Origin of the sequence: Lipingzhangella halophila, from assembly GCF_014203805.1 — a bacterium.
GTDB classification, from domain to species: Bacteria; Actinomycetota; Actinomycetes; order Streptosporangiales; family Streptosporangiaceae; genus Lipingzhangella; species Lipingzhangella halophila.
On sequence record NZ_JACHJT010000001.1, the window covers coordinates 2,433,823 to 2,450,165 of the forward strand.

At 69.8% G+C, this 16,343-nt stretch carries 16 protein-coding genes; 7 read left to right on the forward strand and 9 right to left on the reverse strand.

Translation table 11 applies throughout. From position 1 onward, the window contains the following. Positions 1–18: 18 nt before the first annotated feature. Positions 19–1,881: an AMP-dependent synthetase/ligase gene (locus tag F4561_RS11015; RefSeq protein WP_184577608.1), complete on the forward strand. Its 1,863-nt coding sequence runs from the start codon at positions 19–21 to the stop codon at positions 1,879–1,881. A gap of 41 nt (positions 1,882–1,922) precedes the next feature. Here F4561_RS11015 and F4561_RS11020 read toward each other — a convergent pair whose 3' ends face one another. Continuing rightward, positions 1,923–2,759 carry an alpha/beta hydrolase gene (locus F4561_RS11020; RefSeq protein ID WP_184577610.1) on the reverse strand — a complete coding sequence of 279 codons (837 nt, stop codon included), beginning with the start codon at positions 2,757–2,759 and terminating at the stop codon, positions 1,923–1,925. Positions 2,760–3,173: 414 nt separating this feature from the next. On the opposite strand from F4561_RS11020, the gene moaA reads away from it, so the two are divergent. Continuing rightward, positions 3,174–4,163: a GTP 3',8-cyclase MoaA gene (gene moaA / locus F4561_RS11025; RefSeq protein ID WP_184583475.1), complete on the forward strand. Its 990-nt coding sequence runs from the start codon at positions 3,174–3,176 to the stop codon at positions 4,161–4,163. A gap of 220 nt (positions 4,164–4,383) precedes the next feature. Here the strand turns inward: moaA and F4561_RS11030 are convergent, their stop codons facing one another. From F4561_RS11030 to F4561_RS11050, 5 genes are read right to left on the reverse strand one after another with little or no spacing between them, the layout of a single operon-like run. Further along, positions 4,384–5,136: a LytR/AlgR family response regulator transcription factor gene (locus tag F4561_RS11030; RefSeq protein WP_184577614.1), complete on the reverse strand. Its 753-nt coding sequence runs from the start codon at positions 5,134–5,136 to the stop codon at positions 4,384–4,386. 3 nt (positions 5,137–5,139) lie between these two features. Then, positions 5,140–6,429, reverse strand: coding sequence for a histidine kinase (locus F4561_RS11035; RefSeq protein WP_184577617.1), 1,290 nt, complete (start codon positions 6,427–6,429; stop codon positions 5,140–5,142). Next, positions 6,426–8,114, reverse strand: coding sequence for a solute symporter family protein (locus F4561_RS11040; RefSeq protein ID WP_184577620.1), 1,689 nt, complete (start codon positions 8,112–8,114; stop codon positions 6,426–6,428). Before F4561_RS11040 ends, F4561_RS11035 begins: the two co-directional genes overlap by 4 nt. Next, positions 8,111–8,449, reverse strand: a complete 339-nt coding sequence (locus F4561_RS11045; RefSeq protein ID WP_184577622.1) for a hypothetical protein — start codon at positions 8,447–8,449, stop codon at positions 8,111–8,113. Before F4561_RS11045 ends, F4561_RS11040 begins: the two co-directional genes overlap by 4 nt. Positions 8,450–8,452: 3 nt before the next feature. Continuing rightward, positions 8,453–8,869, reverse strand: a complete 417-nt coding sequence (locus F4561_RS11050) for a hypothetical protein (protein WP_184577624.1) — start codon at positions 8,867–8,869, stop codon at positions 8,453–8,455. Between the two features lie 267 nt (positions 8,870–9,136). Between F4561_RS11050 and F4561_RS33265 the strand changes: the two genes are divergently transcribed. Together F4561_RS33265 and F4561_RS11060 are read left to right on the forward strand one after the other, a co-directional pair. Next, on the forward strand, positions 9,137–9,511 hold the full coding sequence (locus F4561_RS33265) for a DUF4212 domain-containing protein (protein ID WP_312885213.1): 375 nt from the start codon (positions 9,137–9,139) through the stop codon (positions 9,509–9,511). Beyond that, the gene (locus F4561_RS11060) at positions 9,508–11,187 is read left to right on the forward strand and encodes a sodium:solute symporter family protein (RefSeq protein ID WP_184577626.1); all 1,680 of its coding nucleotides are present in this window, start codon (positions 9,508–9,510) and stop codon (positions 11,185–11,187) included. The genes F4561_RS33265 and F4561_RS11060 overlap by 4 nt, the downstream gene beginning before the upstream one ends. A 104-nt stretch (positions 11,188–11,291) precedes the next feature. Here F4561_RS11060 and F4561_RS11065 read toward each other — a convergent pair whose 3' ends face one another. Next, complete coding sequence (locus F4561_RS11065; protein ID WP_184577628.1) at positions 11,292–12,200, reverse strand: serine hydrolase; 909 nt, start codon at positions 12,198–12,200, stop codon at positions 11,292–11,294. Next, the gene (locus F4561_RS11070) at positions 12,197–13,090 is read right to left on the reverse strand and encodes a LysR family transcriptional regulator (RefSeq protein WP_184577630.1); all 894 of its coding nucleotides are present in this window, start codon (positions 13,088–13,090) and stop codon (positions 12,197–12,199) included. Before F4561_RS11070 ends, F4561_RS11065 begins: the two co-directional genes overlap by 4 nt. 128 nt (positions 13,091–13,218) lie before the next feature. Between F4561_RS11070 and bla the strand changes: the two genes are divergently transcribed. Continuing rightward, a complete protein-coding gene (gene bla, locus F4561_RS11075) occupies positions 13,219–14,130 on the forward strand; it encodes a class A beta-lactamase (RefSeq protein WP_184577632.1) in 912 nt (303 codons plus the stop codon). Between the two features lie 89 nt (positions 14,131–14,219). Here bla and F4561_RS11080 read toward each other — a convergent pair whose 3' ends face one another. Then, complete coding sequence (locus F4561_RS11080; RefSeq protein WP_184577634.1) at positions 14,220–14,699, reverse strand: VOC family protein; 480 nt, start codon at positions 14,697–14,699, stop codon at positions 14,220–14,222. Between the two features lie 175 nt (positions 14,700–14,874). Here F4561_RS11080 and F4561_RS11085 point away from each other — a divergent pair, with 175 nt between their 5' ends. Both F4561_RS11085 and F4561_RS11090 read left to right on the forward strand, forming a co-directional pair. Continuing rightward, the gene (locus F4561_RS11085; RefSeq protein ID WP_184577636.1) at positions 14,875–15,738 is read left to right on the forward strand and encodes a TetR/AcrR family transcriptional regulator; all 864 of its coding nucleotides are present in this window, start codon (positions 14,875–14,877) and stop codon (positions 15,736–15,738) included. 67 nt (positions 15,739–15,805) lie between these two features. Beyond that, entirely contained in the window at positions 15,806–16,285 is a 480-nt protein-coding gene (locus F4561_RS11090) for a nitroreductase family deazaflavin-dependent oxidoreductase (protein ID WP_221445450.1), read from the forward strand. Positions 16,286–16,343 lie beyond the last annotated feature (58 nt).

Below are 16,343 nucleotides of genomic sequence, written 5' to 3' on the forward strand. Positions count from 1 at the left end.
CCGGTGGGGAGCGTGTTCATGGTCAACGATGATGTACTCAGACAGCGGCGGGACGTCGAGGACGAGATCAGCGGCCGCACCGTCGTCGACATGCTGCGCGAGACCGCCCGGGAGGAAGGTGGCGCTCCCGCGCTCTCGGACCGCACCGACGACGGCTGGTCCACCCTCACCTGGGCCGAGTACCGCCAGCGCGTCGTTGAGCTGGCCGCGGCCTACATCGGCATCGGTGTGCGTCCCGGCGAGACCGTCGCCCTGATGCTGGCGAACCGCTCCGAGCACCTCATCGCCGACCTCGGTGCCGTGCACGCCGGAGCGGTTCCCTGCACGGTCTACGCCACCTTCGCGCCCGACCAGATCGCCTACGTGGTGGCCGACTGCTCGGCCCGCGTCGCCGTCCTGGAAGGCGGCGACCAGCTCGACCGCTGGCTGCCCATTCTGGGCCGGCTTCCCGAGCTGCACACCGTGGTGGTGCTCGATCCCACGGCGGTTCCGGAGCCCACCGGCGAGCCCGGCCCGGAGTTCATCAGCTGGGACGATTTCCAGGCGATGGGCCGGCGCCGGCACGCGGCCAGCCCGGACCTCGTCGAGACGCGGGCCGCCGCGGTCGGACCGGGCGACAACGCCACCCTGCTCTATACCTCGGGCACCACGGGCGACCCCAAGGGCGTCCACGAGACCCACCACCAGGTTCTGTACCAGGTCACGGTATCGATGCGCGCAGCGTCGCTGCCGCACAACTGCGTCACGCTGAGCTACCTGCCGCTGGCGCACATCGCCGAACGCATCCTGAGCGCGTACCTGCCGATCAGACTCGCCGGGCACATCCACTTCTGTCCCGATCCCGCGCAGCTCGGCGCGTACCTGGCCATGGTGCGGCCGAACCTGCTGTTCGGGGTGCCGCGGGTGTGGGAGAAGATCCGGGCGAGCCTCGCCGGCGCCCTGGCGGCCGCCCCAGAGGAGCAGCGCACCGCCATCGAGGCCGCCTCCGAGGCGGCCCGCGCCTATATCGAGGGCGGGGAGGTCGGCCGGACACGCGCCCCCGAGCTTGTGGAGCGTTTCGAGGCGGTCGACCGCGAGGTGCTCGCGCCGATCCGGGCGCTGGCCGGGCTCGACCGCGTGCACACCTGCCTCACGGCGGCGGCGCCCATGCCTCCCGAGGTGCTGCGCTTCTTCTCCGGGCTGGGGCTGCTGGTCCGCGACATCTACGGCATGACGGAGAACTGCGGAGCCGTCACGCTGAACCAAAGCGGCGCCTACCGGTTCGGCAGTGTCGGGCTGCCCGCGGACGGGATGGAGATCCGCGTCGCCGACGACGGCGAGATCCTGGTGCGCGGGCCGCTGAACATCACCGGGTACCTGAACCGGCCCGAAGACAGCGCCGGCCTGCTCGACGCCGACGGATGGCTCTACACCGGCGATGTCGGACGGATCGACGAGGACGGCTTCCTCTACGTCATTGACCGCAAGAAGGAGCTCATGATCACCGCGGGCGGTGAGAACATCGCCCCGGCCATGATCGAGAACCTGCTCAAGGAGCACCCGCTGATCGGGCAGGCGCTGGCCTACTGCGACAGCCGCCCCTACCCCGTGGCGCTGCTGACCCTCGACGCCGAGGTCGCGCCGGGCTGGGCCCGCCAGCGCGATGTCGGCCAGTCCGGTCTGGCGGAGCTCGCCGAGCATCCCGAGGTGCTCGCCGCCGTCGAGCAGGGCGTCGCCGAGGCCAACCGGCGGCTCTCCCGCGTCCAGCAGGTCAAGCGGTGGGCCCTGCTGCCGGTCGAGTGGACGGTCGAAGGCGAGGAGCTGACCCCGTCGCTGAAGCTCAAACGCCGGGTCATCCAGCGCAAGTACGCCGACGCCCTCGAGCGGCTCTACAGCGACTGACCGGAGCCGTGGGAGGGCCGTGCCGCCCTCCCACGGAGGGCTCAGCGGGGCTCGGTGCCGGTGACGCGCGCGGCGAACCGGACGACCTCGGCCAGTACCTCGTCCCGGTTGGTCTCGTTGAACACCTCGTGGCGCGCGTGCGGGAAGATCCGGGCGGCCACGTCGTTGCCGGCGAGCCGGTCGATGCCGGTCTTGGTGTCGCTGACCGGTACAAGCTGGTCGTCGGAGCCGTGCACCCAGAGGAGCGGAAGGTCGCCGAGCCTTCCGGCGTCATTCGCGCGTTGCAGTTCGGTATCGATCGCCTGCAGCAGGGGCCGCTTGAACGGGCCGTGCCAGACGAGCTCGTCGGCGGCGTAGCTGGCGCCCACCTCCGGATCGCGGGAGAGCGTGTCGGGATCGAGCGGGACGTCCGGGATCTCGTCCAGCGCGAGCAGCTCACCGACCGTGCCCCAGCGCCCCAGGACCGGCCCCGACAGCACCAGCCCGGTCAGCTCCGCGGCGTGCGTCTGGGCGTACCGTGCGGCGATCAGGCCGCCCATCGAGTGGCCGATCAGCACCAGCGGGAGCGACCGGTACGCGGAACGCGCCTGGGTGACCAGGCGGTGCACGTCCTCGACCACACCGGCGAAGTCCTCGATCAGCACCCGCTCACCCGAGCTGCGCCCGTGCCCGCGGTGGTCCAGGCCGTAGACCACCGCTCCGCGCTCGCACAGGTAGCGCGCCACATAGTCGTAGCGGCCGATGTGCTCGCCGTAGCCGTGCACCAGTACCGCCAGCCACGCGGGCTCCGGCGGCGTGGTGGCGCCCCAGGCCCGTGCCGCCAGCCGCGCCGATCCGTTCGGCCCGCCCGGCAACTGCCATTCCCGTGAAGTGATCACGCGCGCTCCTCAATCCGTACGTGGGTGGTCCCGGCCGCCTTCCCGTGCCGCTGATGCCAGCACGGACCCGGTTCCGCAGGCAAGCACCGCCGGAGCGCGGCCGCGCGTACCACACAAAGAAGCCGTACGCCGCCGCCGTTTCGGTTCATTGGAGGTGAGATTATGAGAGGTAGCCGAACCTGGCCACCTGCGTGGCTTTGCGCGCGAGCTACAACGGGCAGGACCCGCGGGGAGAAAACAGGCGTCTCCTAGGGTGGATGCTACGGCGACGACGGAGTGCCTGGTCGTTCGCCCGGGGGAGAACTAGATGCTGCGCACCGGCGCTGGAGGCGTGGGGGGACCACGTACGTGGACGTACTGCTGGTGACGGATCGTGGTGCAGCGTACAGCCACTGAAAGGGGGAGGTGACGCAAGTGCTGGCCGATTCCTACGGGCGGGTGGCAACGGACCTTCGTGTCTCGCTCACGGACCGTTGCAACCTGCGTTGCACGTACTGCATGCCTCCGGAAGGGCTCGAATGGCTGCCCAAGCCCGAGCTGCTCACCGACGACGAACTCAACCAGCTCATCCGTATCGGCGTGACCATGCTCGGGATCGACGAGGTCCGGTTCACCGGAGGGGAGCCACTGCTGCGCCGCGGGCTTGTGGGTGTCATCGGCGCGACCACGGCGCTCAGCCCGCGCCCCAAGACCGCGTTGACGACCAACGGCATCGGGCTGACCCGCACCGCCGCACCACTGGCCGAAGCCGGCCTCGACCGGGTGAACGTGTCCCTGGACACGCTGCGCCCGGACGTGTTCGAACAGTTGGCGCGCCGCCGCCGGCTCGACGACGTCCTGGGCGGGCTGGCAGGTGCCGCCGAAGCCGGGCTCACCCCCGTCAAGGTCAACACCGTGCTCATGCGGGATATCAACGACGTCGAAGCGCCCGACCTGCTGCGTTACTGCTTGGACCACGGCTACCAGCTCCGGTTCATCGAGCAGATGCCGCTGGACGCCCAGCACAACTGGCGGCGCGACACCATGATCACCGCCGACGAGATTCTGGACCGCCTCAGCGCCGACTTCCACCTGGAGGCCGCCGACAGCGAGACCCGCGGCAGTGCGCCCGCCGAGCTCTTCTACGTCGACGGCGGCCCCGAGACGGTCGGGGTGATCGGCTCGGTCACCCGTCCCTTCTGCGGGGCCTGCGACCGGGTCAGGCTCACCGCCGACGGCCAGATCCGCAACTGCCTGTTCGCCCGCGAGGAGTCCGACCTGCGCTCGCTGCTGCGCGAGGGCGCCAGTGACGAGCGGATCGCGGAGAGCTGGCGCGCCGCTGTCGCGACCAAGATGCCCGGCCACGGCATTAACGACCCCAGCTTCCTGCAGCCGGCCCGGCCGATGTCGGCCATCGGCGGCTAGCTGGGTCGGGCGCCGCCGGGGTTCTGGAGGGTCCGGAGGTGGGGCGTTCGCGAGTGGCGGAGCTGATTGGGCGGCACACCGGAGGTGCCCGAAGGTTCCCGGCTTCGGGGCGTCCGACCTGGTGAGCGGCAGCGAGCCCAAACAGACAGTGCGGCGCCGCCCGGACACCGCGGCGCCGCACCACCGGCGGGGAAGCCGTGCCGCGGCCGCGTGCGTCCCGTCAGAGCCCGAGTACGCGGCGCAGCTCACGCGCCTGGCGGCGCGACACCTCGACCTGGCTGCGCCGGGGATCGTCGAGCACCAGCATGAGCGTCCCCCGGAAGTCGGGCGCCAGCTCGCGCACGTAGTCGAGGTTCACCAGATAGGAGCGGTGCGCGCGGAAGAAGTGGGCGCTGCGCAGCCGGCGCTCCAGCTCGTTCAGCGAGTAGCTCACCAGCACCCGCTCGTCGGCGAGTTGCAGGTAGGAGTAGCCCCGAGCGGCTCCGGCGTAGATGATCGACGACTCGTTGACCAGGACGGTCCGGTCGCCCTTCTGGACCGGGATGCGGTTCGGGGGGTCGGTCGCCTCCGGCTGCCGCAGCGGGGCCGTGTGCGGTTCGGTGTCCTCGGTGCCGCCGGACAAGGCCCGGTCCAACGCCCGCTCCAACCGATCGGCGTCGAACGGTTTCACCAGGTAGTCGGCCGCGTCCAGGTCGAAAGCCTCGACCGCGTAGTCGGGGAACGCGGTGGTGAAGATGACCTTGGGCGGATGCGCGGCGTCGCGCAGCTTGCGTGCCACGTCCAGTCCGGTGCCGCCGGGCATCCGGATGTCCATCAGCACCAGGTCGTAGTCGAGGGACTCCAACAGGAGGAGGGCCTCCTCGGCGTTGGACGCCTCACCGACGACCTGGACACGGTCGAACTTGGCCAGCAGGTAGCGGAGGTCGGCCCGCGCGGGAGCCTCGTCATCAACGATGAGGCAGCGCGCGCGCATAAGTCATCCAAGGGGGATTCGCAAGTCGACGACAGTACCGCGGTTCTCGGTGGACTGAATGTCCAGACGATAGCGCTCGCCGTAGAGCGATGCCAAGCGTCCGGCGATGTTGCGCAGCCCCATCCCCTCTCCGTCGCGGTGCTCCCCCTTGGAGATCCGGCGCAACAGGTCAGCGGGAACGCCCACCCCGTTGTCGGAGACCCGGATGGACGTGGTGCGGGTCAGCGGGTCCACCCGTGCCTTCAGCGTCACGGTCCCGCCGTCCACCTTGTCGGCCAGCCCGTGTTTTACCGCGTTCTCCACCAGCGGCTGGATGATGAGCACCGGAACCTGGGCGGTCAGCACCTGCGGGTCGATGTCGTAGCGGACCTGCACCCGGTCGCCGTAGCGCGCCTGTTCCAGGGAGACGTAGGTGCGCACGAAGAAGTACTCCTGCCCGAACTCGGCGAAGTGGCCCTCCTGGCGTACCGCGTAGCGGAAGAAGTCCGAGAGGCGCACCAGCAGCCGCCGCGTCTCCTCGGTATCGGTGTGCGCCTTGGACGCGATGGTGTTCAACGTGTTGAACAGGAAGTGCGGGTTGATCTGGGCGCGCAGCGCGTCGAGCTTCGCGTTGACCGCGAGCCGCTGCTGCCGGTTCAGCTCGGCCAGCTCCAGATGCAGGGAGAGGATGCCCGCAAGCCCTTCCACCACCCCCTTGGGCGACAGTGTGCCGTCCAGCCGGTACACCTGGAGTGTGCCCACGACGCTCTTGCCGTCCCGCAGCGGTGCGATCACCGCGGTGCGCAACGGACAGTCGTCCGTGGTGCACCCCAGCTCGGAACGCCGCCGCAGCATAACCGTCTTCCCGCTGTTCAACGCGCGTCCGGCCGGGGCCACAGGGTGGTCGCCCGCCATGTGGTGATCCGCCCCCGGTCCGGCGAACGCGAGGATGCGTTCCCGGTCGGTGATCGCCACCGAGTCCCCGCCCAGGAGCGGCTCCAGCAGTTGGGCTGTGCGGCGTGCGCTTTCGCTGGTCAGCCCGGAGCGCAACGGCATGGACCGGCCGACCGCGGCGATCGTCGTGCCGGGCCGGCCCGGATGCTGGCCGTCGCGCACCGGGTTCTGGGGCCGCCCGCTCCGCGGGCCGCGCAGCGCCGACGGGTAGCCGAAGATCAACGCGACGGTCAGACCGGTGCCGATCAGCAGTGTGGTGCCGGTGCCCAGCGGGGGATCGGTGATGCGCTGGGTGACCAGGTAGACGGCGCCCCACGCGAGGACGATGACCCCGGCGAGGGGGAGACTGCCGTTGTTCATCGGCCCTCACCTTTTCGTCGACCGATGCCGATCATGGTCAACCGGGCGAGCGTGAGCGCACGGCGATCGGCAGCGGTGCCGTGCAGCCGCACCCAGATCTCGGGGAGGTTCTCCGGCGGCCGGGTCGCCAGCGACACCGCGATCGTCACCACGGCCCCGCAGGGAGCGGACACGATCGTCGGGGTGAGCAGCAGCTCCCCGTATCCGGCGTCGCCGAACAGGACTCCCGCCGCGCACATGCTCACCGCGACCACCGCGCCGGTGATCATTCCCGCGGCGGCGCCCGGCCCGGTGGTCCCGCGCCACCAGATGGCCAGGATGAACACGGGGGTCAGCGCCGAACCCGCGAGGACGAACGCCCACGTCACCATGGTGGCGACGATCGAGGGAAACTGCCCGGCGAGCGACTCGGGGCGCACCCCCAGCGCCAGCACCGCCGACAGCACGGCGACGACGGCCACCGCGGCGCGTCCGGCCCACAGCGCCTGGCGTTGGGTGGCGTGCGGGTTGATGTGCCGCTCGTAGATGTCGTGTCCCCACGAGGACGCCGACGCCAGCAGCAGGCCGGCGATCGTGGACAGGACCGCGATCAGCGCGCCCATCGCGATCAGGCCGAGGCCGGCCCGCCCGCCGAAGATCTGGCCCAGGACCAGCAGGGCGTGCTCGGGAACCCGGAGGATCCCGCCGGTGGTCAGCTCGTCCAGCCACGCGACTTCGCTGGACATGTCGCGGATGACCGATCGGGCGGCGGTTCCGAGCAGCACCGCCAGCACGTAGAACAGTCCGGCCAGTGCCAGTACCCACACCGTGGTCATGCGCGCCGCGGTGCCCGTTGGGCTGGTGAAGTACCGGTTCATGACGTGCGGGAGGCCGGCCGTGCCCATCGCCAACGACACGATCAGGGCGAACTGGCCGAGCTGGCCGTACTGCCCGCCCGGCTCGCCGAAGTAGGCCGGCGCGTCCGGGTCCAACTGGTTGGTGACCGGTTCCAGGTGCCAGCCGGCGCCGGCGCGGTCGGGGTTGGCCAGCGGTTGTTCCGAGAGTTCCGCTACCGCGTTGGGGTAGCTGAAGCCGGCTCCGATGACGACGATGGCGAGCCAGACGAAGATGGCCAGCAGCAACAGGAACTGCATCGCCTGGGTCCATGTGGTGCCGCGCATGCCCCCCAGGGCGACCATCAGCATGATGGCGGCGGTCGAGAGGAGCACGCCGGTCGCGTACGGGGAGAGCCCGGCCAGGCCGTACCCCACGAAGAGCTCCCACGTGATTCCGCTGGCCACCGCCTGCGGCACGAGGTAGGCCAGGATGATCATCTGGACGATGACGACCGAGGTGATGCGCACGCTGTGCGAGTCCAGCCGCCGCCCCAGGAAATCGGGGATGGAGAATTCGCCGAACCGGCGCATCGGCGCGGCGATGAAGAGCAGCACCGGCACGAACCCGGCGGCGAACCCGGTCGCGTACCACATGCCGTCCAGGCCGGAGGCGTACACCGCCGCGGCCACCCCCAGAAAGGACGCCGCCGAGAAGTAGTCCCCGCAGATCGCGCACGCGTTGGTGACCACGCCGATGCGCCGCCCGGCGAGATAGAACTCGAAGGTGGAGGCGCGTTGCGGCCGGATCAGCACGGCGACCGAACCGATGGCCACCAGCAGGACAACGAGGAGGACGATGCTCGCCGTCACGGCCGGGGCGTCCCGTCCCGCGGGTCGGTCTCGTGCCCGGAGCCCCCGAGCATCCGTTCCTCGACGGCGGTGGACAGGGTCGCGGCGCCGAGACAGATCACGAAGAAGAAGACATAGAGCCCGAACGCGGTCATGGCGAACATGGGGCTCATCCCGCCGATGAGCCGGCCCTCGGACCACCAGTCCAGCGCGGCGGCGAGCAGCGGAACGGCGATGACCACGCCGGCGAACACCGCGACATGGCCCACCGCGACCCGCCGCAGCGTGCGAAACGCGGCATCCACCTCAGCGGGGGTGTCGTGCTCGTCGGTCGCGAACTGCTCGGAGGGCTGCACGAATCAGGCCGCGGAACGTATCCGGTAGGCGGCGCGCAGCAGGACCCCCGCGCCGCCCGCGGCGAGCACGAGACCGATACCGGGCAGCATCGTGCCCCAGCTGTCGGTGGTGGCACTCAGGTGCACGATCCGCACCACCTGCCAAAGCGCCAGCCCGCCCGCGGCCAACGCCGCAACCAGCGCGTGCGCCAGGGCGACGCGCCGGTAGGGGAGTAGGGCACCGGCCATGGCGATGGTTCCGGCGCACAGCACCCACAGCCCTGGACCCACCATGCCGGAGAGGTTGCCCAGCGGCGTGGACACCCAGGGGGTGACCGCGCCCACGATCAGCAACAGGCCGCCGACGAGCATCGCGGCACTGCCCGGGTGGAGGATGCGCTGCGATGCGCGGGTGGTGGCCGAACTGCTGGAAGACGCCATGGCCGAATCCTAACCACTGGTCCCGCCGATGTTGAGGGGACAGCGACGGGTGATTCGGGCGGCCTTACCAGCGGTCACCTGTACGGATTAAGCGGTCATTAGTGTGATTTATGCCATTCATCGAGCCTGGGGGACCGCTCGAAAGACGAATCGGCCGCTCGGCGGCGGCGGGCTTGTGTGCCGGACTGGTGGTGCGTTGGTCTCGAGATCCGGCGGTGTACGGGGACCGCCGTGTCGACATCCCCTGCCGAGGTTGGAGAAGCGATCGTGGCTGAGACGGAAGAAAAGAGCCCGGGTCCACCGGGCGGCAACGGTTGGAGGCGCGAGTACTGGCGGAAGAACCTTCGGTTGATGGTGACGCTGCTGGTCATCTGGTTCGCGGTCTCGTTCGGCTGCGGAATCCTCTTCGTCGAGCAGTTGAACCAGATCACGCTCGGCGGGTTCCCCCTCGGGTTCTGGTTCGCCCAACAGGGCTCCATCTACGTGTTCGTGCTGCTGATCCTCGTCTACTGCCTGCGGATGGACCGCCTCGACAAGGAGTTCGGGGTGGAGGAGCGGGACGAGGAGCCCGCCAGCGGGCCAGCCGCCGCCAGTGACACGTCGGCCGCCGAGGGCGACGCCAAGGAAGGGGGCGAGTCGTGAGCGAGATCCAGCTTTGGACGCTGCTCAGCATCGTCGTCACGTTCGGCCTCTACATCGGGATCGCCTGGCGCAGCCGCGTGCGCGAGACCCAGGGGTTCTACGTCGCGGGCCACGGCATCCCCACCATCGCCAACGGTGCGGCGATCGGCGCCGACTGGATGTCGGCGGCGTCCTTCATCTCGATGGCGGGCCTGATCGCCTTCATGGGCTACGACGCCACCATCTACCTGATGGGGTGGACCGGCGGCTACGTCCTCCTCGCCCTGCTCATCGCCCCGTACCTGCGCAAGTGGGGCAAGTTCACGGTGCCGGAGTTCGTCGGCGACCGCTACTCGGAGCTGGTGCGCGGTATCGCCGCGGTCGCGGCGATCATCGTCTCGTTCACCTACGTGGTCGGGCAGATGAACGGCGGCGGGATCGTGTTCAGCCGCTTCCTGCAGATCGACATCCAGTACGGCGTGCTGATCGCGTCGGTGGTCATCTTCATCTACGCCGTGCTGGGCGGGATGAAGAGCATCACCTGGACGCAGGTCGCCCAGTACACCGTGCTGATCATCGCCTACCTGATCCCCGCGGTGGCGGTGGCCCAGGTGATCACCGGCATCCCGGTGCCCCAGGTGTCGTTCGGGCAGATCCTGGGCGAGCTCAGCGCCATCTCCGAGCAGCTCGGGGTGGGCCACTACACGGACCCGTTCACCACCCGCCCGATGATCGACATCTTCCTGGTGACGATGGCGCTGATGATCGGGACGTCGGGTCTCCCGCACGTGATCATCCGCTTCTACACCACCAAGACGGTCCGCGGATCGCGGTACTCGGCCTTCTGGGCGCTGCTCTTCATCGCGCTGCTGTACACAACCGCCCCGGCGGTCGGCGCGTTCACCCAGCTCAACCTGTTGAACGGAGTGCAGGGCACCGCCACCGACGCGCTTCCGAGCTGGGTGGCGAACTGGTCCGAGGCCGAGCTGGTGGAGGTGAACCCGAACGCCGACGTCATCAACTCGGTTAGCAACAGCGAGGATTCCGGGGCCGACCTGATCGTGAGCTCGGACATCCTGGTGCTGGCCTCCCCGGAGATCGCCGGCCTGCCCGCTCCCGTTGTCGGTCTGGTCGCCGCGGGCGGTATGGCCGCGGCGCTGTCCACCGCGGCCGGCCTGCTGCTGGTCATCTCCTCGTCGGTGTCCCACGACTTCTACTTCCGGCGCTTCCGCAGGAACGCCAGCGACTCCGAGCGGTTGCTGGTCGGCCGGATCGCGATGGCCGGCGCCATCGTCGTCGCGGCGGTCGTGGGGGTCAACCCGCCCGCCTTCGTCGCCCAGGTGGTGGCCTTCGCGTTCGGCATGGCAGCGGCGAGCTTCTTCCCGGCCATTGTGCTCGGGATCTTCTGGAAGAGATGCAATGCCGTCGGAGCCGCTGCGGGCATGGTCGCCGGCCTGGCACTGACCATCACGTACATGATCTACACGCTTGAAGTCTTCGGCACGGACGCCAACGAGCACATACTCGGGGTGAGCCCCGAGGGCATCGGCACCATCGGGGCCGTGGTCAACTTCGCCGTCACGATCGTGGTGTCGAAGATGACCGCGCCGCCGTCGGAGGAGATCTCCGAGATGGTGGAGAACATCCGCTACCCGGCCGCCGAGCGGCGCGCGCCGGCGGGCGCCTCGGACGACTGACACCCGTTCCCGTCCACCGCGGCCTCTCCCGTTCCCGACAGCGGGAGAGGCCGCAGGTGTGTACCGCTGCTCTGGCGGCCGCGGTTCTCCGCCGAAAGCGGCGGCTACGCCCCGGCCCGCAGGTGGTCGCGGAGCCGGCGGGCGACACTGCCCATCACGGCCTCGGCCTCGGGCTGGGCGGTGGCCGGAACCCGCGACTCCGTGAGCGCCGCGACCGCGTACCACTGGCCGTCGTCGTGCTCGACGACACCGATCTCGTGGCGGAGGTTGAGCATCGTCCCGGTCTTGGACGACCACCGGGTCGAGTCGGAACTGAAGTCCGGCGCGAGCCGTTGCCGGAGCATGTTTCCCGCCATGAGCGCGCGGACCCGTTCGGCGACCTCGGGGGCGATAGCCGAGGGCCGCCACAGTGCCTGGAGCAGGTCGATGTAGGCCCGCGCGGTCCCCGAGCTCGCGCGGGTCACGTCGAGCTGCGGAACGCTGTGGCCGCGCCCCGCGGTTCCGGCCTCGATGGCCAGAGTGTGCGCGAAGTGGGTCTCGGCCGGGTCGAAGCGCTCGTTCGGCGTGCTGCTGAGGTCGCGAATGGTGTGCCGCACCGTGATTCCGGTCAACCCCAGGTCCTGCAGCGTGGTCGACACGGCGTCCGGCGGGGTGCGGGCGAACAGCATCTCGGCGGCGGTGTTGTCGCTGATCGCCATGCTCAGGAAAAGCAGGTCCTCCACCGCGACGCGAGCCGGATGCCGGAACCCGCCCAACCCGATCGGCGGACTGGGGACGGTGTCGCTCCCAGGTCGCACGTGGACCTCTTCGGCGCCGTCCAGTACGCCCCGGCGGATCCGGTCGAGGGTGGCGACCGCGAGAGGGACCTTGACCAGTGAGGCCGTGGGGTACGGCAGATCGGGCTCTATGCCGATCTCCTGGCCGGTGCCCAGGTCGCGGACGAGGAACGACCCACGCAGCCCCGCGCCGTCGAGTGTCTCGCGCAACTCCCGGAGGAGGGGTTCGGCCATCACCGCGCCGCCTCGTCCGCGGCCACCGCGCCCACACAGCGGGCGATGCACTCGCGTAACGCGGTGCGGAGCCGTTCGGGGTCCTCGCCGCCGGTCGTGGCGACGTCGAGCCCGCGGGTGAGAGTGGTCTCTCCCATACGGGACCAGTACAGCCCCAGTTCAGTGGCCTGGGAACCGGAGGCCAGGAGCAGGTCGTCGGAGTCCAGTGTCTCGGCGGCCGCGGTGGTGAGGCTGTGCGCGACCGTCACCTGTGTGGGGCGCAGGCCGGACGTGTCGCGGATCCGCGTCATGCGGTCCCTGATGTGGGGCACGTCGTCCTCGGGCTGGATCCATACCCGGCGGGGGCGCTGGCCGGCAGCGGCGCGACCCGCGCGGAGTGTCTCAAGGTACATGACACCGGAGCTGGGTGGGGACGCGCCCGCCAGCCCCAGCGGGACCCGCCAGGTGGCCTCCCCCGGAGGAACCGCGACCAGGGCAGCCCGGACCTCCTGGGAGCGCAGCAGGTCGGTGCGGGCCTCGGGGGCCGCCGGCAGCGGGTCGAGGTAGACGCCGTGCCGGCGCGCCTCGACGATCAGCCGTGCCAGGTCCAGCCGGGCACACGTGTCGGGAACCGCGACACGCAGCGGCGCCCGTCTGGCGCTCAGCGCGGACTCCTCCATGGCCGCGACCAGTTGGACCAGGCGGCGCGCCGACGGAAACATGTCGCGGCCGAACGGTGTGAGCACGGCCTGCCGGGTCGAGCGGTCGAAGAGCCGCGCCCCCAGGTGCCGCTCCAAGGCCGCGATACGGCGGCTGGCGACCGGCTGGGGGATCCGCGCGGCAGCGGCGCCCTGCGTGAAGCTGCCGTGCTCGCTTACGTACACGAACGCGTTACAGGCGGCGACGAGATCCATAACCTCAGGTTATGTCGATTCCGCATGACTTCGACGATTTCTGTCTTCGACAGCATCGGTCACCACGGCGATACTGCCGCGCAGGGTTTCCCGGGGCCCGTCCAACGTACGGACAGGAAGGTTGAACCATGCTGGAGAGAACGGCTCGACGCGCAGTGTTCGCGGCCGTGGCGGCGTTCGCCGTGGGCGCGAGCGCGAGCTGCGCGTCGGACCAGGAAGCGTCGCCCTCCTCTGAGGCGGAGGAGCAGCCGGACCGCGGGCAGTACGAGGCGGAGTTCGAACGCCTGCAGGAGGAGTACGACGCCCGGCTCGGGGTCTACGCCCTGGACACCGGCTCCGACACCGCGGTCACCCACCGCCCCGACGAGCGTTTCGCCTACGCGTCCACCTTCAAGCCCCTGGCCTGCGGCGCCGTGCTGGAGCAGCGTTCCCTGGAGGAGATGGAGGAGGTCGTCCACTATGACGCCGAGGACCTGGTGGAGTACTCGCCCATCACCGAGGAGCACGTCGACGAGGGCATGACCCTGGTGGAGGTGTGCGACGCCGCTATCCGGTACAGCGACAACACGGCCGGCAACCTGCTGTTCCGCGAGCTCGGCGGACCGGAAGGGCTGCAGGAGGCCCTGGAAGGGCTCGGTGACAAGGTCACCCAGGTGGACCGCATCGAGACCGACCTGAACGAGGCCAAGCCCGGAGACTCCAGGGACACCACCACGACGGAGGCGTTCGCCGCGAACCTACGCGAGTACGTGATCGGCGACACCCTGCCCGAGGAGGAGCGCGACCTGCTCCGGGAGATGCTGGTGGAGAACACGACCGGCGACGACGTGATTCGCGCGGGCGTGCCCGAGGACTGGGAGGTCGGCGACAAGACCGGGTCCCCGGGCTATGGCGGGCGCAACGACATCGCCATCGCGTGGCCGCCGGATGGCGAGCCGGTCATCCTGTCGATCATGTCCTCCCGCGACGAGAAGGACGCCGAACGCGACGACGCGCTCATCGCCGAGGCCGCGGAAGTCGCCGTCGACGCCCTCCGCTAGCGGCACCAGAGGCATGGGTGGGCGGCGGCCACGGATGTGGCCGCCGCCCATCCCGTGTGCGGGGCGTCCTTCCCTGGGCGCCCGGGGCCTCAGGCTCCGGCGTGCGCTTTGCGCAGCGCCGCGATGTCGAGCTTGGTCATCGACAGCATCGCCTCGGTGGCCCGCTTCGCCTTTTCCGGGTCGGGGTCGCTGACCAGCTCCGGCAGGACGGTCGGGATGACCTGCCAGGACACGCCGTACCTGTCGGTGACCCAGCCGCAGGCGACCTCCTTGCCGTCCGCGGAAAGCCGGTCCCAGTAGTGGTCCAGCTCGTCCTGGTCGGCGCAGGGGATCTGGAACGAGATGGCCGGGGTGAACGTGTACTGCGGCCCGCCGTTCAGCCCGACGAACGGCTGGCCGTTGAGCTCGAACTCGACGGTGAGGACCTCGCCGGCAGGGCCGGGACCGGCCTCGTTGGTGCGGGTGACCCGGCCGAGCCGGGAGTTCGTGAAGATCGAGGTGTAGAAGTTCGCGGCCTCCTCGGCCTGCCCGTCGAACCACAGGCACGTGATGAGTCCGTTGCCGGTCATCGCTTCCTCCTAGGGCGTTCGCGTGTCTGCACCGGTACTGACTCGGCGCGCACCGCGAACTCATCGGTGGCCGCTCGCTGTCCTGGGCGCCGGAAGCCAGACAGCAAGAGGTTCTGGTGTTAGAATCCCGAATGTTGAACTTGGGATATCGTGTCTAAAACTGGAGGGTCGGCAGATGAGTGAGGACTCTCTTGTCCCCGGAGGTCCGGGACGGCGGAGGCACCGGTTGTCCGATGCGGAGACCGAACAGCGGATGCTGCGGACCGCGACGGAGATGGTCAACCGTTCCGGCCTCACGGTGAGCCTGGAGCACATCAGCTTCGAGGACATCATCCGCGATGCCGGGGTCGCGCGCAGCGCCGTCTACCGCCGGTGGCAGTACAAGGACCAGTTCTTCAGCGACCTGCTGAAGGAGCTGGCGAGGGGGTCCAGTCCGGCCATCGGCACGGACAACCGCGCGGCGGTCGAGACGGTGCGGCGTACGATCCTCGACCATCTGGACTGGCTGAGCGATCCCGGACTCCGTTGTGCGCTCGTCGCCGAGGTACTGCGCCGGGGAACGTTGGAGGAGTTCGAGACCCTCCACGAGTCGGCGGAGTGGCGCACTTACCTGGCGCTGCACGCGACCTTTCTCAGCCTGCCGGATGGTGAGCTGCGCAGGGAGATTCGCAGCGCCCTCACAGAATCCGAGGGTGCCCTCATCGCTCGGCTCGCCGATGCTTATAAGCGGGCAGCCGGACTGCTGGGTCTGCGGTTGCGACCAGAGCTGAACGCCTCCTTCGCGACGCTAGCCCGCCTCACCAGCGCCACCATACGCGGACTGGTCATCATGGCCCCCTCCAACGTGGGAATCGGGGATCACCGGACCCAGGCCAGGCCGTTCGGTACGCCGAACGCGGCCGAGTGGTCCGAGCCCGCTCTCGGCGTGGCCGGCCTTGTCGAGAGCTTCCTCGAACCCGACCCGGACATCGAATGGGACGAGGAGCGTACCGAGGCACTCCGGCACGCTCTGAACTCCGAGGACTGGCTCTCGACATAGTCCGCGGTCGACCGGAACGTCACCAGCCACTCCTGTACGCCACACGCGGCAAGAAACGGGGTCACGCATGCTCCACTACAGGCTCAAGCGATGGATGTACCGAAAGGGCAGCCCGAACCTCCTGGCGCGGGCGCTGAACCGGATCTCGGCGGGCCTCTTCTCCGCCGGGTACCTCGTTCCCGCCGGCTGGGTGACCCTGGAGGTGCCCGGCAGGCGCACCGGGAACCCGGTCTCGTTTCCGCTCGTGGTCGTCGACCACGACGGGGAGCGCTACCTGGTCTCGATGCTGGGCGCGGACACCAACTGGGTGCGCAACGTACGCGCGGCCGGCATGCGGGCGGTGCTGCACCACCGTGGCCGCGAACCCGTGCGTATGTACGAGGTCGACCCCGCGGCCACCGCGCCGATCCTGCGCCGCTATCTGGAGGTCGCGCCGGGAGCCCGGCCGCACATCCCCGTCGAACGTGGGGCCCCTTTGGCCGAGTTCGACCGGATCGCCGCGCGGTTCCCCGTGTTCCGCCTCGCGTCGGACGCGGCGGAGCGCTAGGTGCACTGACCACAGAGGTCAAGAACAGGCCGGGAGTTGGCAGCGAAGAAGGGCCTCG